We start from the raw sequence: 22,456 nt of genomic DNA on the forward strand, positions 1-22,456 counted from the left end.
ATTGAAAATGCAACTTAATTCCACGGAAATTAGCGATCTAATCAAACAACGTATCGAGTCATTCGAAGTTGTTAGTGAAGCTCGCAATGAAGGCACTATCGTTTCGGTAAGCGATGGTATCATTCGTATCCATGGCCTTGCAGATGTAATGCAAGGTGAAATGATTGAATTACCGGGTGGCCGTTACGCGCTAGCACTTAACCTCGAGCGTGACTCGGTAGGTGCTGTTGTAATGGGACCATATGCCGACCTTAAGGAAGGCACAAAAGTAACTGGTACAGGTCGTATCCTTGAAGTGCCTGTGGGTCCAGAGATGCTTGGTCGTGTGGTAAACACGCTAGGTGAGCCAATTGATGGTAAAGGTCCAATCGATGCGAAATTATCTTCGCCAATCGAAGTGATTGCACCAGGGGTTATCGATCGTAAATCGGTTGATCAGCCTGTCCAAACTGGCTACAAATCTGTTGACTCAATGATCCCAATCGGCCGTGGCCAGCGTGAGCTGATCATCGGTGACCGTCAAACTGGTAAAACAGCAATGGCGATCGATGCGATCATTAACCAGAAAAACTCTGGTATCTTCTCTATCTACGTAGCAATCGGCCAAAAAGCGTCGACTATTGCTAACGTAGTACGCAAACTGGAAGAGCACGATGCACTGAAGAACACTATTGTAGTGGTTGCTTCTGCGTCTGAATCTGCTGCACTACAATACCTAGCGCCTTACGCTGGTTGTGCAATGGGTGAGTACTTCCGTGATCGCGGTGAAGATGCTCTTATCGTATACGATGACTTGTCTAAACAAGCTGTTGCTTACCGTCAAATTTCACTATTGCTTAAGCGTCCACCAGGTCGTGAAGCATTCCCTGGTGATGTTTTCTACCTCCACTCTCGTCTTCTAGAGCGTGCTGCACGTGTAAGTGAGCACTACGTTGAGACGTTCACCAATGGTGAAGTGAAAGGTAAAACCGGTTCTCTAACGGCACTGCCAATTATCGAAACCCAAGCGGGTGACGTATCGGCATTCGTACCGACCAACGTTATCTCTATCACCGATGGCCAGATCTTCTTGCAAACTGAACTATTCAACTCAGGCATCCGTCCTGCGGTAGACCCGGGTATCTCGGTATCTCGTGTTGGTGGTGCAGCGCAAACTAAGATCATTAAGAAACTGTCTGGTGGTATCCGTACAGCACTTGCTGCGTACCGTGAACTTGCTGCGTTTGCTCAGTTCTCATCTGACCTAGATGAAGCGACTAAGAAGCAGTTAGACCACGGTCAGAAAGTAACTGAGCTAATGAAGCAGAAGCAGTACGCTCCAATGTCTGTTTTTGACCAAGCTCTGGTTATCTTCGCAGTAGAGCGTGGTTACCTAGAAAGTGTAGAACTGAACAAGCTTCTAGACTTTGAAGCGGCGTTGCTATCGTTTGCTCGTGCACAGTACGCTGATCTTGCGACTGAAATCGACCAAACTGGTGCTTATAACGATGACATCGAAGCTGGTCTTAAAAAGCTGGTCGATGAGTTTGTAGCAACCCAAACTTGGTAAAGGTGAGTGACAGAAATTGTCACTCCTAATGGAGAGTAACAATGGCCGGCGCAAAAGAGATACGTAATAAAATCGGTAGTGTGAAAAGCACTCAGAAAATTACGAAAGCGATGGAAATGGTAGCCGCTTCAAAAATGCGTCGTAGTAACGATGCAATGGAAGCGTCTCGTCCATACGCGACAACTATGCGTAAAGTGATCGGTCACATAGCTAATGCAAGTCTAGAGTACAAACATCCGTACCTAGAGGAGCGTGAAGCTAAGCGAGTGGGTTACATCATTGTGTCTACGGACCGTGGATTGTGTGGTGGTTTGAACATCAACCTTTTTAAAAAGGCGATGATCGACATGCAAGAATGGAAAGAGAACGGTGCTGAAATCGAACTGGCTGTTATTGGTTCTAAAGCAACCGCCTTCTTCAACAACAGTGGCGCGAAAGTGGCAGCACAGGTATCGGGACTTGGTGATGAACCAAGCCTTGAAGACTTGATTGGTTCTGTCGGCGTGATGCTAGAGAAATACAACGAAGAAGAGCTGGATCGTCTATATGTGGTGTATAACAGCTTTGTTAACACAATGACGCAAGAACCAACGATCGATCAATTACTGCCTTTGCCTAAATCAGATAGCGAAGAAATGCAACGCGATCATGCATGGGATTACATCTATGAGCCTGAGCCTAAGGTTCTACTCGACGCACTGTTGTTGCGTTACGTAGAGTCACAGGTGTACCAAGGTGTTGTAGAAAACCTAGCGTGTGAGCAAGCAGCTCGAATGATTGCCATGAAAGCTGCAACAGACAATGCATCCAACCTCATCGATGAGTTAGAGCTTGTGTATAACAAGGCGCGTCAAGCGGCGATTACACAAGAACTGTCAGAGATTGTGAGTGGCGCAGCAGCGGTTTAAGCTTAGGAAACTAAATTAGAGGATTTAACGATGGCTACAGGTAAGATCGTACAGATCATCGGTGCGGTAGTCGACGTAGAGTTCCCACAGAGTGATGTACCAGGTGTATATGACGCTCTGAACGTAACGGACTGGAAAGAACGTCTTGTTCTTGAAGTTCAGCAACAGCTAGGCGGTGGCGTAGTTCGTTGTATCGTAATGGGAAGCTCAGATGGTTTACGTCGTGGAGTGGAAGTAGTAAATACAGGCGCTCCAATCTCAGTACCAGTGGGTACTAAGACCCTAGGTCGTATCATGAACGTACTTGGCGATCCAATCGACGAGTGCGGTGAAGTCGGTGCAGAGGAACTTTACTCTATTCACCGTCCAGCACCAAGCTACGAAGAGCAGTCTAACGTGACTGAACTTCTAGAAACGGGTGTAAAGGTTATTGACTTGATTTGTCCATTCGCTAAGGGTGGTAAAATCGGTCTGTTTGGTGGTGCAGGTGTTGGTAAGACCGTTAACATGATGGAACTTATCAACAACATCGCCCTTCAACACTCTGGTCTTTCAGTATTTGCCGGTGTAGGTGAGCGTACTCGTGAGGGTAACGACTTCTACTTCGAAATGCAGGAAGCGGGCGTTGTAAACGTCGAGAATCCAGAAGAGTCGAAAGTGGCCATGGTATATGGTCAGATGAACGAGCCACCAGGAAACCGTCTACGTGTTGCCCTGACTGGTCTAACAATGGCTGAGCGCTTCCGTGATGAAGGTCGTGACGTATTGTTGTTCATCGATAACATTTACCGTTATACCCTTGCGGGTACAGAGGTATCGGCACTTCTAGGTCGTATGCCATCTGCGGTAGGTTATCAGCCAACTCTTGCAGAAGAAATGGGTGTGCTTCAGGAGCGTATCACGTCGACTAAAGCCGGTTCTATCACGTCTATTCAGGCGGTATATGTACCAGCGGATGACTTGACTGACCCGTCTCCAGCAACCACCTTTGCTCACTTGGATGCAACCGTTACTCTTAACCGTAACATCGCAGCCATGGGTCTTTACCCAGCAATCGATCCATTGGATTCGTCTTCACGACAGCTTGATCCATTGGTCGTTGGTCAAGAGCACTACGATATCGCAACAGGCGTACAAATCACGCTTCAGCGTTATAAAGAGCTTAAAGACATCATTGCTATCCTAGGTATGGACGAGCTATCTGAAGAAGATAAGCAAGTGGTATCACGTGCACGTAAGATTGAGCGTTTCCTTACTCAGCCTTACCACGTAGCGGAAGTATTTACTGGTGACCCTGGCGTATACGTACCTCTTAAAGAGACACTACGTGGCTTTAAAGGTCTACTAGCTGGTGAATACGATGACATTCCAGAGCAAGCGTTCATGTACTGCGGTAACATTGACCAAGCTCTTGAGAATGCGAAGAAGCTATAAGGCTAATTAGGAGGCGATATGGCAGCAATAACCTTTCACCTAGATGTGGTTAGCGCAGAAGAGAAACTGTTCTCAGGTCGCGTTGAAACCTTTCAGGTGACCGGTAGCGAAGGTGAACTTGGTATTTTCCATGGTCATACTCCGCTGCTGACCGCTATTGAGCCTGGTATGGTGCGCATTGTTAAGCAGCACGGCCACGAAGAGTTCATTTATGTCTCTGGTGGTATGGTAGAAGTTCAGCCTGGTACATCAACTGTACTGGCTGATACCGCTATCCGTGGTGAAGAACTAGACGCAGCGAAAGCAGAAGAAGCCAAACGCAAAGCTGTGGAGAATATCCAAAATCAGCATGGCGATATGGACTTTGCTCAAGCGGCCAGTGAACTGGCTAAAGCCATTGCTCAGCTTCGAGTAATCGAGTTGACCAAGCGCGGTCGTTAATCGTTTTTGATTAATGATTGAGAAAAAGGCAGCCGGAAGGCTGCCTTTTTGTTTATTTGCATTGCGAATTTTTTCCCGATACTTAATTGCGTGAGTAATTTTGTGTACACTTCTGAAAGAGTAAATTATTAGGGAAACATCATGAAATTCAGTGCTGTGATATTGGCTGCAGGGAAGGGTACGCGCATGTACTCAAACAAACCGAAGGTTTTGCATACCTTGGCAGGAAAACCGATGGCCAAGCATGTGATCGACACATGCGTTAGCTTAGGTGCCAACAATATCCACTTGGTTTATGGTCACGGCGGTGAGCAGATGAAGTCTGAACTCGGAAGTGAGCCAGTCAATTGGGTGCTGCAGCAAGATCAACTGGGTACAGGTCACGCGGTGGATCAAGCATCATCACGTTTTGAAGATGACGAAAAAATCCTAGTTCTTTATGGTGATGTACCGCTGATTTCTGAAGAGACCATCGAAAACCTTTTGGAAGCCCAGCCAACGGGCGGCATTGCGCTGCTAACGGTTGAGTTGGATAATCCGATGGGTTATGGCCGCATAGTACGTCGAAATGGCCCTGTGGTAGCGATTGTCGAGCAAAAAGACGCAACCGATGAGCAGAAGCTTATTAAGGAAATTAATACGGGAGTGCTTGCGGCTACAGGCAAAGATCTAAAGCGTTGGCTCTCTGGGTTAAACAATAACAATGCTCAAGGTGAATATTACCTCACCGATGTGATTGCGGCGGCACACGCGGAAGGACATGCGGTTGAAGCGGTTCATCCAATGAGTAAAATCGAAGTCGAAGGCGTGAATGACCGCGCACAACTGGCTCGATTAGAACGTGCATACCAGTCATTTAAAGCTCAAACCCTGTTGGAGCAGGGGGTTATGCTTCGCGATCCATCTCGATTTGATATCCGTGGCACACTGCAGTGCGGTATGGATTGTGAAATTGATACCAATGTGATTATCGAAGGCAATGTTACCCTTGGGGATAACGTGTTTATTGGCACAGGGTCTGTGCTCATTGATTGCGAAATCGATGACAATACAATCATAAAGCCATACAGCATTATTGAACAAGCAACCGTAGCGGAAGATTGCACAGTTGGTCCTTTTGCTCGACTTCGACCAGGCGCGGAAATGCGTGACAATTCTCATGTAGGGAATTTTGTCGAAATGAAAAACGCTCGATTGGGTGAAGGCTCTAAAGCAAACCATTTGACCTATTTGGGTGATTCCGAAATAGGCCAAAGAACCAATATTGGTGCTGGTACCATTACTTGTAACTATGATGGTGCGAACAAGCATAAAACCATTATTGGTAATGATGTGTTTGTCGGCTCAGACAGCCAAATTGTCGCACCGGTTACCATTGCCGACGGCGCTACAATTGGCGCGGGTACAACATTGACCAAAGACGTTGATCAAGGTGAGCTTGTGATCACCCGAGCGAAAGAACGCAAAATATCCGGCTGGGAAAGACCCGTTAAGATAAAATAGTCCTTTGTAGCCAAATCATAAAGCCACCAAGTTGTTAAGGTGGCTTTTTTGTACTATTTTTGCTATACAGAACGAAATATTGTTTCTTGGTCAAGGATGATGCATGACGAGTATTATTGATAAAAAGTGGCAGCTATTCCCCATAATCACTTTGATTGTCACAATGTTGTTAGGACTAAATTATTTTAAAGTCACATTAGAGAAGTGGGTAGAAGCTAGTATGACGGGCTACTCGCAATCGCTTCTGTCGGACATTATCTATGAGATAGAAGAGGATAATCCAGACTTCCTAACGATATCCATCGATGAATATATTGGGCAGCTAACTCAAGCGTCGGCCGATCAACGTATCACAGTCATTGATCCTAACGGTAGAGTCGTTGGTGACTCCTCACTGTCATCACGTGCAATATCGGATTTAGATAATCATGGTAACAGACCCGAATTTAATCAAGCGTGGGAAGAGGGGTATGGTAAATCTATTCGATACAGCGAGACCCAGCAAGTTGACTTACTTTACGTAGCGAAAAAATTGTATGTATCAGGCAATGAATATGTGATCCGTCTATCCCTACCTATGCATCTTCTAGGCAAAATGGCGCAACACTTAATGGCGATTTTGGTGGTGCTTGCAATAGTCAGCATTGCATTATTGGCGACATCGTCGTTTATCAGCAACCGTCAAATTAACGCACGAGTGCAAAAAGAGCAGGGATTGCAAGAGGAACGCATTGCGCAACGAACTTACGAAATCGAATTGTTACACCGATTGGCGAATATGCTCGCGGCGTGTAAATCAATAAGCGAAGCGCAAGATGTGGTTGCTGATCTGATCCCTAGAATACTTGGAGACATCAATGGTAGTGTTGCCATCATGCGCTCATCACGCAACCTATTGGAAGTTAAACTAGATTGGGGTCAGCCTTGGCCAGCCGCTCATGCTTATGCACCAGAAGAGTGTTGGTCACTACGCAAGGGCAAATTTCATCTGACTAACGATGATTTCCATTGTATCTCATGCGCGCACATGAGCGCTGTTGGGGATGATCAAACGATGTGTATCCCATTGACTGCGCACGGAAGTACGATAGGTATGTTGCACTTGTACTTTGGTGAACCCAATGTATCGGTAGATAAACATACGAGACAGTTGGCGTTTACGGTTGCTGAGCATTTAGGTTTGGCGTTAGCGAACCTTAACATGCAAGATAAACTGCGTTTCCAAGCGGTAAGTGATCCACTGACAGGACTATACAATCGCAGACACTTTGAAGAGCAACTGGACATGGCTTTATTGAACGCAGAGCGCGAAGGTGAAGAGATGTCACTGTTGATGTTAGACCTTGACCACTTTAAGCGATTCAATGACAACTTTGGTCATGATGCTGGAGATTATGTTCTCAAAACCATTAGTAATTTATTGGTAGAACATGCTTCAAGCGATGATATTGTATGCCGACTAGGCGGGGAAGAGCTGGCGATAATAGTGCCTAATACCGACGCTGAGCAAGCGCTAACTTATGCTAAAAATATTTGTGTGAAAGTGCGCGAATTACACTTAGAGATGAAAGGGTTATCTTTAGGGCGTTTAGGCGTATCGATAGGTGTTGCTCAAGCCCCCACTGATTCCAATGACGCTGAACAACTGATCAAGTGCGCGGATATAGCTTTGTATGATGCGAAGGAGCAAGGGCGTGATAGAGCAATAAATTACGCAGATAGCCTTGAGCAAAAGAAGAAAGCCCAGCTCACAAGTGTTTAGTTGTCTGTCTATGAAGAACCAAATAGTGCACTTTAAGGCGCGCTATTTGGTTATTATTGATTGGTGTTTATTAGTGACTGGGTATCGCGATACGCTTTTCCATCCAGCGCACGGCTTGCGAAACGACCAATATCAAGACTAAATACTCCAACACCAAAAACGTGTAAATCTCTAACGGTAAGTACTCGTTTACTACGAGTTCATTTGCTCGCCTGGTAAGGTCGCTCAATCCAATAACGCTAACCAGTGACGACATTTTTAGAATGTAAACAAACTGGTTTCCTAGAGGAGGCAGTATCTGTCTAAATGCTTGCGGGAAAATAACCAAACGCATCTTCTTCCAGTAACTTAATCCTAGAGACTCAGCGGCTTCGTGTTGACCTCGTGAAATTGCTTGGATACCGCCGCGAAACACCTCTGCCATAAATGCACTCTCAGCGATGGACAGTGCAATCACGCCTGCCCAGAAGTGGTTGAGTGATACATCGAGCAGTGTCGGCAACCCATAGTAAACCCATAGCAGTAGTACCAGGACAGGAATTGAACGAATGGATTCAACATACACACGGTTCACCCAGCGTAAAGGCGCGTAGGTGGAGAGCGCGGGCAGCGCTATAGCAAAGCCTAGCAACATCGCAAAGACCATGCTTAACAGTGATACAGCAATGGTATCGCCGAAACCGTTCATTAAAAACGTAAGGTTGGTTCGACCCTGCTGCGTTGATGGATCAAGTACATACCAGCCCCATTGGTAATCACTGCACCCAGTGAGAAGTAGCGGGGCAAATAAGCTAAGACGCGCTTTATTTGTCAAAACAGACTCTTGTGACTAACAAATGAAAAAATAGACTGCTATGGTAACAATAACTTAACTAAAGTGCGTCAATAAAAGGAAATCGAGATGAAAAAGTGGATTTTTGCATTGGGTTTAGCGGTATTGAGTGCATCTGCCGTGGCGGAGACTAGCCGTTTACAAGAGATATTAAACAGCGGAAAACTGAGAGTTGGAACCACGGGCGATTGGAATCCTATGACTATGAAGGATCCTGCCACCAACAGTTATCGAGGGTTCGATATTGACGTCACCACAGAGTTAGCTAAGGATCTAGGCGTTGAAGTGGAGTACGTTGCGACAGATTGGAAAACCTTGGTCAACGGTATCACCGCCAATAAGTATGACATAACCGGCAGCGCGTCTTTGAATATGTCTAGAGCGAAAGTGGCAGGCTACAGTCAACCATACTTCTACCTTGCTTTTGTCCCTGTGGTGCAAAAAAAGGATCTAGAGAAATTCAGTCAATGGTCTGATTTTGATAAAGCCGACATTAAAGTGGCGGCAACTCTCGGTACGGTCCAAGAAAAAATGGTCAAAGAGTTTTTCCCAAATGCTGAGCATATTGTGATTGAAGCGCCCGCTCGTGACTTTCAGGAGCTGCTTGCTCGCCGCGCCGATGTCAGCGTAACCTCGAATGTTGAAGCCGCAACCTTGGTCACCAAATTTAGCCAATTGGCGATTGTCCCAGTGGATAAGCCGCGCAAGCCAACACCGATCTCTATGTTGCTGCCACAAAATGATCAAGTGTGGATTAATTATGTGAACCATTGGGTTGAGCTGAAGAAAACACAGGGCTTCTTTGAAGAGACGGCTCAAAAGTGGGGTCTAAAGAGTATGTAACGCTCACTGCGCGTGTGCATCGACAAAAAAACGGTCACCTAATGAGGTGACCGTTTTACTCTTATTTTAAGAAGAACTTATACGACGGGTTATCGGTTTCATCTTTAAACTGATACCCCAAGAACTCGAGGTGTTCGCTGAAGCGAATTAAATCCGTTTCACTTAACTCAAAACCACACAATACTCGGCCATAGTCAGCACCATGATTACGATAATTGAATAGGCTGATGTTCCAGTGGGTGCCCAGTGTGCTTAAAAACTTCAATAACGCGCCAGGATACTCTGGAAATTCAAAGCTAAATAACTTCTCGTGTAAGCTGTTTTTAGGTTTGCCTCCCACCATATAGCGAACGTGCAGCTTGGCCATTTCGTCATCGGATAAATCGACAACGTCATAGCCACCCTGTTTTAGATCGCCAATGATATGATCCAGCTCGGCCTGGCCTTCTTGCAATCGAATACCGACAAAAATATTGGCACTGTCTGGATCGTTATAGCGATAGTTAAACTCGGTGACCGCTCGACCGCCAATCAGTTGGCAAAATTCAAAAAAGGCCCCTTGACGCTCAGGAATGGTGACGGCTAACAGGCCTTCACGTTTTTCACCTAGCTCACAGCGTTCTGAAACGTAACGTAAGCCGTGGAAGTTGGTATTGGCGCCTGATAGTACTGTGGCGAGTTTTTTGTCGCACCAGTGATGGCTCTCGGCGTATTTTTTAAGCCCAGCCAGTGCAAGAGCGCCAGAAGGCTCAGCGATGGCACGGGTATCTTCAAAAATATCTTTTACCGCTGCGCATATTTCATCGCTAGAGACCGTCACATGATCGTCAATGTACTTTTGGCAAAGCCTAAACGTCTCTTCGCCAATGCGCTTAACGGCTACGCCGTCAGCAAACATACTGACTTGATCAAGCACAACAGGCTCGCCTGCGTCCAGTGCGGCTTTAAGACACGCTGAATCTTCGGGCTCTACCGCGATGACTTTCACTTCTGGCATTAACTGCTTCACCAACACAGCAACACCGGCGGCTAAGCCCCCCCCCCAACAGGGACAAAAATCGCATCTAAATGTCCGTTTTGACGGAGCATTTCCATGCCAATTGTTCCTTGACCTGCGATCACCAGTGGATGATCAAAAGGTGGGACAAACGTATAACCATGAAGCGTAGAGAGTCTTTCTGCTTCGGCTTTCGCTTCATCAAAGTTACTGCCATGAAGCACCACTTCGCCGCCAAAACTACGAACGGCTTCTACTTTTATGTCTGGGGTCGTTTTAGGCATCACAATGATGGTTTTTATGCCTAACTTAGTACCCGATAACGCCATACCTTGTGCGTGGTTACCCGCTGATGCGGCAATCACACCGGCTTGTTTTTGCTGTTGGTTGAGGCTCGACACCATATTGTAGGCGCCGCGCAGCTTAAACGAATGAACCGGCTGGCGGTCTTCACGCTTAATTTGTATCTGATTGCCTGTACGCTCAGATAAACGAGGCATATCCTGCAACGGTGTATCACTGGCGACTTCATATACCGGTGCACGTAGGATGTGGCGCAGATAATCTGCGCCACTGTGTGGAATATCCATCATGCGTTCATCGGTCGCGACCTCTGAATCTTCGTTCCCATTGGACATGATTACTCCTCAAGCATCGATTTATCGCGCACTGCACCCTTATCGGCGCTGGTGGCCATACTTGCATAAGCTTTCAGAGCAAAGGAAACTTGGCGCTCTCGCGAAACAGGTTTCCAGCCCAACTGATCTTGTTTCGCACGACGCGCAGCGAGCTCTGACTCGCTCACTTCCAATGAGATGGTACGATTTGGAATATCGATAGCAATGGTATCACCGCTGTTCACCAGACCGATCACACCGCCATTGGCCGCTTCCGGAGACGCGTGACCGATAGATAGACCAGAGGTACCACCAGAGAAACGACCGTCGGTTAACAGCGCACATTCTTTGCCAAGACCCATGGATTTAAGATAGGTGGTTGGGTAAAGCATCTCTTGCATACCAGGGCCGCCCTTAGGACCTTCATAGCGAATTACAACCACATCTCCAGCTTTCACTTTGCCACCTAAGATGCCATCAACCGCGTCTTCTTGGCTTTCAAATACTACCGCTGGGCCAGTAAATTTAAGGATGCTTTCATCGACGCCTGCAGTCTTAACGATGCAGCCATCCAGAGCAATGTTTCCACTTAGCACGGCCAAACCACCATCTTGGCTGTAGGCGTTGTCTTTGGTGCGGATACAGCCATTTTCACGGTCGTCATCCAGCGTGTCCCAGCGACAGTCTTGCGAAAAGGCCTTTGTGGTACGAATGCCTGCAGGACCGGCTCTAAAGAAGTCTTTCACCTCTTGTGACTCAGTCAGCATGATATCGTACTCTTTTAGTTGCTCTTCAAAGCTTAGGCCAAGAACCGTTCTGGCTTGGTTATTCAATAATCCGGCTCGGTCGAGCTCGCCCAGAATACCCATCACACCCCCTGCGCGGTGCACATCTTCCATATGGTACTTCTGAGTCGAAGGTGCAACTTTACATAGGTTTGGAACGCGACGCGACATGGCATCGATATCGGCCATATCAAAATCGACGTCACCTTCCTGAGCCGCCGCTAGTAGGTGTAATACTGTGTTGGTAGAGCCACCCATAGCAATATCTAATGCCATTGCGTTTTCAAACGCTTCTTTGGTGGCAATATTGCGCGGTAGAGCGGTTTCGTCGTCTTGTTCGTAGTAACGCTTGGTGAGCTCAACCACACGCTTACCAGCATTAACAAATAGCTGTTCGCGGTCCGCGTGAGTGGCCAGCATGGAACCATTTCCTGGCTGAGATAGACCCAAAGCTTCAGTGAGACAGTTCATTGAGTTGGCGGTAAACATACCAGAGCATGATCCACAGGTAGGACAGGCTGAACGTTCGATCTGCTCGCTCTGTTCATCCGATACCGAAGGATCCGCGCCTTGCATCATTGCATCAACCAGGTCGAGCTTGATGATTTGATCAGAGAGCTTGGTTTTACCCGCTTCCATCGGACCGCCGGAGACGAAAATAACCGGAATATTGAGGCGCATTGACGCCATCAGCATCCCTGGAGTGATTTTGTCACAGTTAGAGATACACACCATCGCATCGGCGCAGTGTGCATTGACCATGTATTCCACTGAGTCGGCGATAAGTTCGCGTGAAGGCAACGAATACAACATACCACCATGACCCATGGCGATACCGTCATCGACCGCAATGGTGTTAAATTCTTTGGCGATGCCGCCAGCTTTCTCTATCTCTCTTGCAACCAGTTGTCCCAAGTCTTTAAGATGGACATGACCTGGAACAAATTGGGTGAATGAGTTTACTACCGCAATAATGGGCTTACCGAAATCTTCATCTTTGACACCGGTAGCGCGCCACAATGCGCGTGCACCCGCCATATTACGACCGTGGGTGGTTGTTGCTGAACGATACTTAGGCATTACAATTTTCCTTAATCTTGTGGGTAGACCCTAATCTTGTGGATAGACGTAGTCCAACCAGCCCCACTTGTCTTCCGTGGTGCCGTTGAACAGGCCGAAATAGGTGGATTGCAACTCGTGCGTTATTGGGCCACGTTTGCCTTCACCCACAGTTATTTGGTCGACAGAGCGTACCGGTACGATCTCTGCCGCGGTGCCAGTCATAAAGATTTCGTCAGCAAGATAGAGCGCTTCACGTGCAATGTTGGCTTCGCGCACTTCATAGCCTTTGTCTTTGGCAATAGTCATGATCGAATCACGAGTAATGCCCGGCAAAATTGCGCTGGTTGCTGGTGGCGTAATCAAAACACCGTCTTTAATGACAAAAATATTTTCACCAGCACCTTCAGATAAATAGCCATCAACACTTAATGCGATACCTTCATCGTAGCCGTGACGACGTGCTTCACCACCAACAAGAAGTGAAGACAAGTAGTTACCACCTGCTTTAGCTGCGGTAGGAATCGTATTTGGCGCTGCGCGGTTCCAACTTGAAATCATTGCATCAACGCCGTTCTCTAGTGCTTCCTCTCCAAGGTATGAGCCCCACGGGAATGCAGCGATGATAAGGTCCATTTCAGTATCGACCGGTGGACAAACACCCAAACCGACATTTCCTACAAAACCTAGTGGGCGAATGTACGCAGACTCTAATTTATTTTGACGAAGCGTCTCACGTGTTGCTTCCATGATTTCGTCAATCGTGTACGGGATCGGAAAGCGATAAATCTTTGCTGAGTCTTTAAGGCGTTGTGCGTGCTCTTTGTGACGGAAAACAATGGGCCCTTTTGGCGTGTTATAGCAACGAACCCCTTCAAATACAGACGTGCCGTAGTGCATTGCATGGGTAAGCACATGGACATTGGCTTCTGCCCATGGAACCATTTCGCCATTAAACCAAATAAAATCAGCCGTTCTCTTAGACATGTTGCCTTCCTTATGCGTTTACTTTTTGCTGTAAGTTGTTGTTTGGGAGTTCATTGTTATCGATTTTTATCACTTCTACACTGATGACATCCCACAACTTTTCAATTTGGTTGGTCAAAAATGAGATTGGGCGTTCACTATCTACAATGATTTCCACGCTGGCAATTTTGCTCTGGTGGTTTTGAGTGCCCGCTACTTGTCGAACGGTAAACCCGCGATGCCGTACTACACGTAATACACGCTCAAGAAGTACAGGTTTGTCGTCCGCTTTGATATCAAGTAAGTATCTTTCCATGGTGATTCCTAGATCTTGGGTATTAAGTGTTTTCTAGCATTTCTTCGTTGGAAGCGCCCGGTGGAACCAGTGGCCACACGTTTTCTTCTTCATCGATCAAAACATGCAATAGGTACGACGTCTCACACGCCAGCATCTCTTTCAGTGCGGGTTCAACTTCGTCTTTGCGAGTGATGGTCTTTCCTGGAATATCAAACGCTTTTGCAAGCATGACAAAGTCTGGGTTGTCGTCCAGAATCGTCTCGCTGTGTCGACCATCGAAAAACAGCGATTGCCACTGCCTAACCATACCTAATCGTTGGTTGTTGATCAGTACCATCTTGACTGGAATTTGGCGACGCTTAAGCGTGCCTAGCTCTTGAATGTTCATCATGAACGAGCCATCTCCAGAAACCAAAATGGATTGATCGTTTGGACGTGCGACAGCAGCCCCCATTGCCGCAGGTAAACCAAATCCCATCGTGCCAAGTCCGGCGGAAGAGATGAAGTTTTGCGGATCGCGAGGTTGAATATGTTGCGCAGCCCACATTTGGTGTTGACCAACGTCTGTCGACACCATCGAGCTGTCGGGCATCATATCGGACAGCTGTTTAAGCAGCAGCGGTGCGTAAATGAGATCACCTGGGTGGTCATAGCGCCACTTAAATGCCGTGCGTAAGCTTTCACAGTGATGAACCCAAGGTGAGATATCATGATCCATCCCCATTTGAGGCAAAATGGTGTTGATATCGCCTCGAAGGGTCGCGTGTGCATGACGAAGCTTATTAAACTCAGCTTTATCGATATCGATATGAATCACTTTTGCATGAGGGGCAAAGGTGTCGAGCTTGCCAGTGACTCGGTCATCAAAACGAGCGCCGACAACAATCAATAAGTCAGACTCTTGTACCACTAAGTTGGCTGCCTTAGTTCCATGCATGCCGAGCATGCCTAGGTAATGTGGGTCGTGTCGCTCAACAGAACCAAGGCCTTTTAATGTACTGACGGAAGGCATTGGGTTTGCTTTTAGAAAGCGTCTTACCGATTTTGTTGCTCGCGCAATTTGCACGCCGCCACCGACATACAGTACAGGGCGTTTACTTTCGCGAAGTATGGCTTGCGCTAAACGAAAGTGCTCTGGTTGAGGGGTTGGCATCATAGGTGGTGCAAAGTGAGGTAGTTTCGCAACGGGCGCTTCACCTAACTGGACATCTTTCGCGATGTCGACAATCACAGGGCCAGGGCGTCCACTTTTCGCGACTTCGAATGCCTCAGCAAGAGTTGGAGCAAGATCATTGATGTCGGTAACCAAATAGCTGTGTTTGGTACAGGACAAAGACATACCAATAACATCCATTTCCTGGAAGGCATCCGTACCAATATGCGAGCTGGCGACCTGTCCGGTTATCGCAACAATGGGCACCGAGTCCAAAAACGCGTCTGCAAGGCCAGTGACCAGGTTGGTGGCGCCGGGACCTGACGTTGCCATACATACCGCGACATCTTGTGTTGACCGTGCCATGCCAATGGCTGCCATCGCGGCGCCTTGTTCATGACGACACAGAATGTGCTCAACCCCACCATCGTACAACGCATCATAGATGGGCATGATCGCGCCACCAGGATAACCAAAAATGGTTTTAATGCCTTCTTGCAGTAGAGCTTTCACCACCAATTGTGCGCCGGTTAACGGTGCTGGTGTTGCTGCGCCTGCCTCTTCGGGCTGTTGCGTCTCTTGTGCTCCCATAATCCCTTTTCCCTGTTTTTATAAATTATAAAAAAGCCCCCGGACTCTTCAGTGCGGGGGCTTTTTAAATCTGGCTGTCTATCTTTCGCCTACTCGCCCGCCCGCGGTGTTAATAATCACCACGACAAGCAGGATAATCAGTGTGTTAATACGAGTAGCGACAGTCATCATTAATGTTGTGTTTGTGTTCGTTTATTTTGCTGTAGTAAGTGGTATCACAGTTTTCGGTTTTGTGACAAGTAAAAATTCATACTTTTTTCATAATGATATTTTCTCTCTGTCTGAGTTAGCATGACTCAAACGCTATTTTTAAGGTGAAAAGTAATGGGCTTGGCCACTATTTTCAGCCGGGCATGTGTGGGTGTTGATGCCCCTTTGGTTAGAGTCGAAGTGCATATTAGTGGAGGGATGCCTGCATTCAATATGGTGGGTTTGCCAGAGACCACGGTCAAAGAAGCCAAAGATCGCGTGCGCTGTGCACTGATCAACTCTCGATTTGAATTTCCTCATAACCGGATCACTGTCAGCTTAGCACCGGCGGATCTACCTAAAGAGGGTGGGCGCTTCGATCTTCCTATTGCGTTGGGGATTTTAGCGGCCTCCGCTCAACTGCCAGACAACCACCTTTCTCAACATGAATTTGTGGGGGAGCTGGCGTTAAATGGCGCTTTACGCGCAGTAAAAGGCGTGTTACCGGCTGCCATTGCCGCAAACAAACACCAGCGTGTATTAGTGGTGCCTCAGTCCAACGCACATCATGCCGCGTTAGTGGGGGGAGAACACCATCGCTGCGCCGCTAGCCTACTTGATGTGTGCCAGAGCTTATTTGGGCAGCAAGCGCTTCCTGTTGCATCATCTGTGGTAGCGCCTCAGACTGCTATAAAAGGTCCAACCCGAGATCTGCAAGATATTATCGGGCAGGCTCATGGTAAAAGAGCGCTGGAGATAGCCGCGGCGGGTGAGCATAACCTTCTCTTTTTGGGCCCTCCTGGTACCGGAAAAACGATGCTCGCCTCTCGATTGAGTGACTTACTGCCGCCTCTCACTCAAGAACAAGCCATAGAAACCGCGGCAGTCACTTCTTTGGTGTCACATCAGGTGAGTTCCAGTAATTGGCGAAACCGGCCCTTTCGTTCACCGCATCACTCAGCTTCAATGGCGGCACTAGTGGGGGGTGGGACTAACCCAAGGCCGGGAGAAATCTCTTTGGCTCATAATGGATTGCTCTTTTTAGATGAGCTGCCTGAATTTGATCGGCGCGCTTTGGATTCTTTGCGAGAGCCTTTAGAGTCCGGTGAAATCATTATTTCTCGCGCCAATGGAAAAACCCGTTTTCCTGCTCGTTTTCAGTTGGTGGGAGCTCTTAACCCAAGCCCCAGTGGCTATTACTCAGACCAAAGCCGCCAGCATACCAACGTTATATTGCGCTATTTAAGTCGCTTATCGGGTCCACTTTTGGATAGGTTTGATATGTCAGTCGAAATTCCTTTGCTGCCAAAAGGTGTACTTGCGGAAGGGGGGGATCGTGGAGAATCTACCGAGATAGTGAAACAACGTGTTAATAAAGCTCGAGCGGTGATGGTTGATCGAGCAGGCGTGATCAATGCGCAGTTGGCTGGTCGACAATTGGAAAAAGTCTGTCAATTGTCGACCAGTGATGCCCGTTTTCTTGAAGATGCGTTACACCAGTTAGGGTTGTCGATTAGGGCGTACCATCGGATCTTAAAGGTGGCACGAACAATCGCTGATTTGGACGAGCAGAGTGCCATATCTCGCCACCATATATCCGAAGCGCTAGGGTACCGAGCCATGGACAGGCTTCTTAACCGACTCAATAGTGCTTACGAGAGTTAACAACTCCGACCAAGTCGCATATTCCATTCGTCGGCTAGGTTAGTATAATGTCGAGGTCATTGTTTAACCTGATAATAATACAGAACTAACCCTATGCACGGCTATTTGATCTTAGTTGCTACTTCATTCTTGGTGATCGTTAATACAGCGATCATTTCGCTGTTGATCTGTATCATAGCCCTTATTAAGGTAATGACGCCCACCTTGGTACTCAAACGCTATCCAACCGCTTTGGCGAATCAACTCATGTGGGTATGGGCGACCTTAAACGCTGGCATATTAAGACTGTTTAATCGAGTTGAGTGGGACATTTCGGGCGTTGACAATCTTAGTAAGCATGGCTGGTATTTGATGATCAGCAATCATCGCAGTTGGACCGATATTGTGGTGCTCTGTTGTGTGTTTAAAGATCGTATTCCGATGCCAAAGTTCTTTATGAAGCAGCAACTGCTGTATATCCCGCTTATGGGGATGGCGTGTTGGGCTTTAGGTATGCCTTTTATGAAACGCTACTCCCGAGAATATCTGCTTAGGCATCCGGAAAAGCGAGGGGAAGATTTACGCACCACGCGTCGCTCCTGCGAGCAATTTAAGCATACCCCTACAACTGTCGTAAATTATGTTGAAGGAACTCGCTGTACCAAACAGAAGCTCGCCACCAGTAAGGCGGGTTACCAACATCTTCTGCAACCTAAGTCAGGAGGCATTGCCTATACTTTAGCGGCAATGGGAGAGCAGTTTGATAGTATCCTCGATGTAACCTTGGCTTACCCGCAAAATGTTGAAAACCCATTTAGAGATATGCTCATGGGGCGAATGAATCGTATAGTGGTGCATGTCACGGTGAGGCCAATCGACGAACACGTATTGGGTGATTACTTTAATGACAAACCGTACAAACGACGATTTCAGCACTGGCTTAGCGATGTTTGGGAAGAAAAGGATAGATTACTCGAAAAGCATTACTAATGATCGGTTTATCTGCAGTAAAAAATAACAGAACTTTATTGTAAATGAACAAACCCCGCGGATATTCGCGGGGTTTGTTGTATTTAAGGTATTACAGTTTTAGTAGATAGTTAACCAAGTCATTAAACTCTGCACCAGAGCTGATTGAACCGATATTAACCTGATATTTATTGTTCACAATAAACGCTGGAACACCGCGTAAACCTGCTTTTTGGAATTCTTTGTCGAATCGACGCACCATAGAATCCACCGCAAAACCGTTAAATGCTGCGTCAAACTTTTTGCCGTCATACCCTTCATCAACGAACATTTGGCGCAGCTCTTCATTGCTTTGAGGTGGCTTGTTTTGGTTGTGGATGCGATTAAACATCACAGGGACCATGGTTTCTTCCGCTTTAAGGGAAATCATCGTTGCGTAGCCTTTACTCATCGATGCGCCCATGTTGCCTCCCATAAAAGAGACGTGCGATTTTTGAAATTTAGTGCCTTCTGGCAACGATTCTTTTAGCCCTTTAACCAGTGGCTCGAAGCTGAAACAGTGTGGACAGTAAAATGAGAAAAACTCGTTTACCACGGGTTTGCTGGATTTTTCTTGGTCTAAAACGGTGTAGTGAGTGCCTTCGTTAAATTGAGCGGCAAATGCACTTAGTGACAACATCATTGTTGAGAGTAAAACGATGAGTTTCTTCATGGATTAAGGTTCTCCTTTGACCTTTTATCTGCTTATTGGCGCAGGTTTAGTGTTCTATTTAATTACCATTGAGGGGCTAACGTCAATGGTGGCTCGTTAAGAAGCGCAATTTGTTCTTTAAAAGCCAGTACTTGACCTTCCCAATACTTGTCCTCTCCAAACCAAGGAAACGCAAGTGGGAACGCGGGATCTTGCCAGCGTCGATTCAGCCAAGCCATGTAGTAGACTAATCTAAGACCACGTAATGGCTCGATAAGTTTCAATTGATTGTTATCAAAATCGCAATATTGTTGATATTCCTCTAACAAAATATCCAACTGCATTAATTTATCGACACGCTCGCCATTAAGCAGCATCCAAATATCTTGGATGGCGGGACCATTGCGCGCGTCATCAAGATCGACGATGACGGGGGCATCGTTGCGCCATAGAATATTACCTGGGTGGCAATCGCCATGTAAGCGGCCAATCGCCACATCATTGGGCCATTGAGTTTCAATAGCACGAATAAGAACGTCTAGATCGCCAAAGAATGCATTTTCTAGATGCCTCGGTATCGCAGAGTTGTTTTGCAGTTGCTCTCTGGATTGATACAAGTACTCATTGAGATCCATGGTGGGGCGATGAATAAAAGAGTCGCTCAACGACACTTGATGAAGCCTACCTAAATAGCGACCTAAAGACTCCAGTTGCCCTAAGTTATCGACTTCAAACTGACGCCCACCAACACTTGGAAAGAGCGTAAAGTAGCTTCCTTGATATTGATGCAAAGTAGTGCCATTAATCACTAACGGTGCGACAACGGGAACCTCTGCCTCGACCAATTCTAGTGCTAAGTCGTGTTCTTCGAGCAGTTGAGCGTCACTCCAGCGCTGAGGTCGATAAAACTTAACCACAAATCGTTGCTGGTTTTCATCACTAAATTGATAAACCCGATTTTCATAACTGTTTAAGGCGAGTAACCCTGACTCGGCGCGTACACCGATAGACAATAAGGCCTGCCACATAAAATCGGGGGTAAGATGATCAAAATTAAATTTCTGCATGATACTCATAAAAAAGTTGGCCGCTCACTGAGCGGCCTTAGGATAGGGGAGATGCATTAAAGGTTTTTAATAAATCGGCTTTCTTTATTCAACGTAAACCCTTGTTCATCAGTCACGACAAACTCAATGGTCGTGACTGAGTCATCTAATGCGTTTTCATCCACGCCTAAGCTGAAGGGATGATTTATGACCTCTCCAGGTGCCACGCGCACCGTTTGCGGTCCATACCAAGTTACTGGTGATATGCCTTCGACATCCAACTGATACGCTTGAATGGTCGGAGACTTGTTAATAATCTTTAAATTGTAGGTGTTGGTTACCAGCCCATCGTTGTTGACCTGATAAAGCTGAGAGCGATCACGAATAACACTTAATCCAAACGGCTCAACACTAGCAACTTGATTGACCAAGAAAACAATCATTAACAGCAGTACCACGCCATAGCCAATAAGCTTGGGACGCATCACTTTGGTTGCGTTACCGGCCAACTTATGCTCGGTGGTGTAGCTAATAAGTCCTTTGTCGTAACCCATTCTATCCATGGTAACGTCACAGGCGTCAATACACGCTCCGCAGTTTATACACTCGTACTGCAATCCGTCTCGGATATCGATTCCCGATGGGCAGACCTGAACACACAAGTCGCAGTCGATGCAATCGCCTAGCCCCTTGGTTTTCGGGTCAACTTTACGCGAGCGTGGCCCACGCTGTTCACCACGTTTTTCGTCGTAGCCGACGATAAAGGTGTCTTTATCAAACATAGCAGATTGAAAACGTGCATAAGGACACATATGAATACACACAATAGAGCGCATCCAACCGGCATTGGCGTAAGTACAAATCGCAAAGAAAAACACCCAAAAATAGGCATTAAAGCTGGCGTTTAAGGTCACAAAATCAATCACAAGTTGGCGAACCGGAACGAAGTAGCCGACAAAGGTAAGTCCGGTTGCAGTTGCAATAAATAACCAAGCTAAATGCTTGAGTCCTTTGCGAACGAAGAGCTTTTGCGTAATGGGTTGAGAGTCTTGTTTTCGGCGTTTGTTTGCTGCACCCTCTAGCTTTTCTTCAAACCAGATGTACATAAAGGTCCACACCGTTTGTGGACACAGGTATCCGCACCAGACCCGGCCAAGAAAGGTAGTAATAAAGAACAGTCCAAAAGCGGCAATAATAAACAGTGTTGCTAAAATAGGGAGATCTTGAGGGTAAAAGGTGGTGCCAAAAATATGGAACTGTCGCTGAGCGATATCCAGCAACACCAGCTGCTGACCGCTTAAATTGATCCACGGGATTAAAGCAAAAAGGCCCAAGAAGAACCAAGCACCATAGCGTCGAAGCAGCTGGAAAGTTCCTTTACTTTGACGAACATAAATCCGGTTGCTAGGGTTAAATCGATCGCCACCCCCTTTATGGGTTTTCGGATTAAACGATTTTGCAGTAACGTCTTTAACCTCGATGCGTTGCGAGTCTTTCATTGGGCTTCCTTGCTTTATTGACAGCGACCTCTTCGGGCCTAAGTTTTCATCTGGCGCTTATTTGTACACCTTGCAGTCAGTATAGCGATTTAGATTTCGTAAACCGTAACCGCGCTCTAGGTTTAGTGTGCTTAAATCACGCCACGCGCTTTTAGTAGAGCCGTTTTAAAGTCGTCTTCTTGGTCTTTAGCAAGACCCGGGATCATTTCGTCTTTCTCGGTGTTGCGCATTTTTAGGTGATAAATCAACACGTCGTCGGTCAAATCTTCGAGCTTTCCGTCGTAGCCAGCCTCTTGGGTTAACTGAACAAGGAAGGCTAACAAATTTGTATCGGGTGTTTTTTGCCAATGTGAGTCGAGTAGTTCAAGCAGTTCGTCGATGCGATGACAGCTCATGATGTGCATCCTTATAGGTGTATGTGAAAGGCATGGCAAGGTTATCAAATGGTGAGAAAAAAGCTAAGAAAAAAGCGCAGTAGATACTGCGCTTTTTGTTTAAGCGGCTTTCACTGCGGCTGTAGACGCTTTGCGAGCGACATTTTGAGCAACCAAGGTAACGGGTGCTGGTGATGCGCTTGCCGTTGTCGCTTTAGCAAAACTTGCGCGGCGACGAGACGCCCCGCCGTGTGAACGAGAAAACCTGACAGGAGTGGATCGCATATTGATTCCTAAGTCGTCAGG

Annotated in this window: 19 protein-coding genes and 1 pseudogene; 9 read left to right on the forward strand and 11 right to left on the reverse strand. The window is 46.8% G+C overall.

The genetic code is table 11. The features are described 5' to 3' along the window. Nucleotides 1-7: 7 nt before the first annotated feature. The 6 genes from atpA to ST37_RS05545 all read left to right on the forward strand — a co-directional run bounded on the left by atpA (nucleotide 8) and on the right by ST37_RS05545 (nucleotide 7,597). Nucleotides 8-1,549, forward strand: coding sequence for a F0F1 ATP synthase subunit alpha (gene atpA / locus ST37_RS05520; RefSeq protein WP_084884490.1), 1,542 nt, complete (start codon nucleotides 8-10; stop codon nucleotides 1,547-1,549). A 41-nt stretch (nucleotides 1,550-1,590) separates the two neighbouring features. Continuing rightward, nucleotides 1,591-2,457 carry a F0F1 ATP synthase subunit gamma gene (gene atpG / locus ST37_RS05525; RefSeq protein WP_084884492.1) on the forward strand — a complete coding sequence of 289 codons (867 nt, stop codon included), beginning with the start codon at nucleotides 1,591-1,593 and terminating at the stop codon, nucleotides 2,455-2,457. 30 nt (nucleotides 2,458-2,487) lie between these two features. Continuing rightward, nucleotides 2,488-3,891: a F0F1 ATP synthase subunit beta gene (gene atpD, locus ST37_RS05530; protein WP_084884494.1), complete on the forward strand. Its 1,404-nt coding sequence runs from the start codon at nucleotides 2,488-2,490 to the stop codon at nucleotides 3,889-3,891. An 18-nt stretch (nucleotides 3,892-3,909) separates the two neighbouring features. Then, a complete protein-coding gene (locus ST37_RS05535; protein ID WP_084884495.1) occupies nucleotides 3,910-4,332 on the forward strand; it encodes a F0F1 ATP synthase subunit epsilon in 423 nt (140 codons plus the stop codon). 141 nt (nucleotides 4,333-4,473) lie between these two features. After that, entirely contained in the window at nucleotides 4,474-5,835 is a 1,362-nt protein-coding gene (gene glmU / locus ST37_RS05540; protein WP_084884497.1) for a bifunctional UDP-N-acetylglucosamine diphosphorylase/glucosamine-1-phosphate N-acetyltransferase GlmU, read from the forward strand. Between the two features lie 103 nt (nucleotides 5,836-5,938). Then, nucleotides 5,939-7,597, forward strand: coding sequence for a diguanylate cyclase (locus ST37_RS05545; RefSeq protein WP_084884498.1), 1,659 nt, complete (start codon nucleotides 5,939-5,941; stop codon nucleotides 7,595-7,597). A 70-nt stretch (nucleotides 7,598-7,667) separates the two neighbouring features. Here the strand turns inward: ST37_RS05545 and ST37_RS05550 are convergent, their stop codons facing one another. Then, complete coding sequence (locus tag ST37_RS05550) at nucleotides 7,668-8,411, reverse strand: amino acid ABC transporter permease (protein ID WP_084884500.1); 744 nt, start codon at nucleotides 8,409-8,411, stop codon at nucleotides 7,668-7,670. 87 nt (nucleotides 8,412-8,498) lie between these two features. On the opposite strand from ST37_RS05550, the gene ST37_RS05555 reads away from it, so the two are divergent. After that, on the forward strand, nucleotides 8,499-9,272 hold the full coding sequence (locus ST37_RS05555) for a transporter substrate-binding domain-containing protein (RefSeq protein WP_084884501.1): 774 nt from the start codon (nucleotides 8,499-8,501) through the stop codon (nucleotides 9,270-9,272). A 61-nt stretch (nucleotides 9,273-9,333) separates the two neighbouring features. Here the strand turns inward: ST37_RS05555 and ilvA are convergent. From ilvA to ilvG, 5 genes and pseudogenes are all read right to left on the reverse strand, one after another. Beyond that, nucleotides 9,334-10,862 (reverse strand): annotated as a pseudogene (gene ilvA, locus ST37_RS05560) (threonine ammonia-lyase, biosynthetic). Between the two features lie 47 nt (nucleotides 10,863-10,909). Continuing rightward, on the reverse strand, nucleotides 10,910-12,751 hold the full coding sequence (gene ilvD / locus ST37_RS05565; protein WP_084884503.1) for a dihydroxy-acid dehydratase: 1,842 nt from the start codon (nucleotides 12,749-12,751) through the stop codon (nucleotides 10,910-10,912). Between the two features lie 30 nt (nucleotides 12,752-12,781). Further along, nucleotides 12,782-13,717, reverse strand: a complete 936-nt coding sequence (gene ilvE, locus ST37_RS05570; RefSeq protein ID WP_084884505.1) for a branched-chain-amino-acid transaminase — start codon at nucleotides 13,715-13,717, stop codon at nucleotides 12,782-12,784. Between the two features lie 10 nt (nucleotides 13,718-13,727). After that, nucleotides 13,728-14,012 (reverse strand): acetolactate synthase 2 small subunit, encoded by a 285-nt coding sequence (gene ilvM, locus ST37_RS05575; RefSeq protein WP_084884507.1) that lies wholly within the window; start codon nucleotides 14,010-14,012, stop codon nucleotides 13,728-13,730. A 22-nt stretch (nucleotides 14,013-14,034) separates the two neighbouring features. Further along, nucleotides 14,035-15,738 carry an acetolactate synthase 2 catalytic subunit gene (gene ilvG / locus ST37_RS05580; protein WP_084884509.1) on the reverse strand — a complete coding sequence of 568 codons (1,704 nt, stop codon included), beginning with the start codon at nucleotides 15,736-15,738 and terminating at the stop codon, nucleotides 14,035-14,037. A 324-nt stretch (nucleotides 15,739-16,062) separates the two neighbouring features. On the opposite strand from ilvG, the gene ST37_RS05585 reads away from it, so the two are divergent. Next, on the forward strand, nucleotides 16,063-17,592 hold the full coding sequence (locus ST37_RS05585; protein ID WP_084884510.1) for a YifB family Mg chelatase-like AAA ATPase: 1,530 nt from the start codon (nucleotides 16,063-16,065) through the stop codon (nucleotides 17,590-17,592). 93 nt (nucleotides 17,593-17,685) lie between these two features. Continuing rightward, nucleotides 17,686-18,561 carry an acyltransferase gene (locus ST37_RS05590; RefSeq protein WP_084884512.1) on the forward strand — a complete coding sequence of 292 codons (876 nt, stop codon included), beginning with the start codon at nucleotides 17,686-17,688 and terminating at the stop codon, nucleotides 18,559-18,561. Between the two features lie 91 nt (nucleotides 18,562-18,652). Here ST37_RS05590 and ST37_RS05595 read toward each other — a convergent pair whose 3' ends face one another. From ST37_RS05595 to ST37_RS19940, 5 genes are all read right to left on the reverse strand, one after another. After that, nucleotides 18,653-19,252 carry a thiol:disulfide interchange protein DsbA/DsbL gene (locus tag ST37_RS05595; protein ID WP_084884514.1) on the reverse strand — a complete coding sequence of 200 codons (600 nt, stop codon included), beginning with the start codon at nucleotides 19,250-19,252 and terminating at the stop codon, nucleotides 18,653-18,655. A 62-nt stretch (nucleotides 19,253-19,314) separates the two neighbouring features. After that, a complete protein-coding gene (locus ST37_RS05600; RefSeq protein ID WP_143698134.1) occupies nucleotides 19,315-20,298 on the reverse strand; it encodes a serine/threonine protein kinase in 984 nt (327 codons plus the stop codon). A gap of 56 nt (nucleotides 20,299-20,354) precedes the next feature. Next, on the reverse strand, nucleotides 20,355-21,776 hold the full coding sequence (ccoG, locus tag ST37_RS05605) for a cytochrome c oxidase accessory protein CcoG (protein ID WP_084884517.1): 1,422 nt from the start codon (nucleotides 21,774-21,776) through the stop codon (nucleotides 20,355-20,357). A gap of 131 nt (nucleotides 21,777-21,907) precedes the next feature. Beyond that, entirely contained in the window at nucleotides 21,908-22,171 is a 264-nt protein-coding gene (locus ST37_RS05610; RefSeq protein WP_084884519.1) for a YihD family protein, read from the reverse strand. A gap of 99 nt (nucleotides 22,172-22,270) precedes the next feature. After that, a complete protein-coding gene (locus ST37_RS19940) occupies nucleotides 22,271-22,435 on the reverse strand; it encodes a hypothetical protein (protein WP_172400932.1) in 165 nt (54 codons plus the stop codon). Nucleotides 22,436-22,456 lie beyond the last annotated feature (21 nt).

It is taken from the genome of Vibrio sp. qd031, assembly GCF_002100145.1.
GTDB lineage: Bacteria > Pseudomonadota > Gammaproteobacteria > Enterobacterales > Vibrionaceae > Vibrio.

What these genes read in the sequence shown, in the direction of transcription:
- atpA (WP_084884490.1), top strand. Translation starts at nt 8, where the DNA reads ATGCAACTTAATTCCACGGAAATTAGCGATCTAATCAAACAACGTATC.
- atpG (WP_084884492.1), top strand. Translation starts at nt 1,591, where the DNA reads ATGGCCGGCGCAAAAGAGATACGTAATAAAATCGGTAGTGTGAAAAGC.
- atpD (WP_084884494.1), top strand. Translation starts at nt 2,488, where the DNA reads ATGGCTACAGGTAAGATCGTACAGATCATCGGTGCGGTAGTCGACGTA.
- ST37_RS05535 (WP_084884495.1), top strand. Translation starts at nt 3,910, where the DNA reads ATGGCAGCAATAACCTTTCACCTAGATGTGGTTAGCGCAGAAGAGAAA.
- glmU (WP_084884497.1), top strand. Translation starts at nt 4,474, where the DNA reads ATGAAATTCAGTGCTGTGATATTGGCTGCAGGGAAGGGTACGCGCATG.
- ST37_RS05545 (WP_084884498.1), top strand. Translation starts at nt 5,939, where the DNA reads ATGACGAGTATTATTGATAAAAAGTGGCAGCTATTCCCCATAATCACT.
- ST37_RS05555 (WP_084884501.1), top strand. Translation starts at nt 8,499, where the DNA reads ATGAAAAAGTGGATTTTTGCATTGGGTTTAGCGGTATTGAGTGCATCT.
- ilvD (WP_084884503.1), bottom strand. Translation starts at nt 12,751, where the DNA reads ATGCCTAAGTATCGTTCAGCAACAACCACCCACGGTCGTAATATGGCG.
- ilvE (WP_084884505.1), bottom strand. Translation starts at nt 13,717, where the DNA reads ATGTCTAAGAGAACGGCTGATTTTATTTGGTTTAATGGCGAAATGGTT.
- ilvM (WP_084884507.1), bottom strand. Translation starts at nt 14,012, where the DNA reads ATGGAAAGATACTTACTTGATATCAAAGCGGACGACAAACCTGTACTT.
- ilvG (WP_084884509.1), bottom strand. Translation starts at nt 15,738, where the DNA reads ATGGGAGCACAAGAGACGCAACAGCCCGAAGAGGCAGGCGCAGCAACA.
- ST37_RS05585 (WP_084884510.1), top strand. Translation starts at nt 16,063, where the DNA reads ATGGGCTTGGCCACTATTTTCAGCCGGGCATGTGTGGGTGTTGATGCC.
- ST37_RS05590 (WP_084884512.1), top strand. Translation starts at nt 17,686, where the DNA reads ATGCACGGCTATTTGATCTTAGTTGCTACTTCATTCTTGGTGATCGTT.
- ST37_RS05595 (WP_084884514.1), bottom strand. Translation starts at nt 19,252, where the DNA reads ATGAAGAAACTCATCGTTTTACTCTCAACAATGATGTTGTCACTAAGT.
- ST37_RS05600 (WP_143698134.1), bottom strand. Translation starts at nt 20,298, where the DNA reads ATGCAGAAATTTAATTTTGATCATCTTACCCCCGATTTTATGTGGCAG.
- ccoG (WP_084884517.1), bottom strand. Translation starts at nt 21,776, where the DNA reads ATGAAAGACTCGCAACGCATCGAGGTTAAAGACGTTACTGCAAAATCG.
- ST37_RS05610 (WP_084884519.1), bottom strand. Translation starts at nt 22,171, where the DNA reads ATGAGCTGTCATCGCATCGACGAACTGCTTGAACTACTCGACTCACAT.
- ST37_RS19940 (WP_172400932.1), bottom strand. Translation starts at nt 22,435, where the DNA reads ATGCGATCCACTCCTGTCAGGTTTTCTCGTTCACACGGCGGGGCGTCT.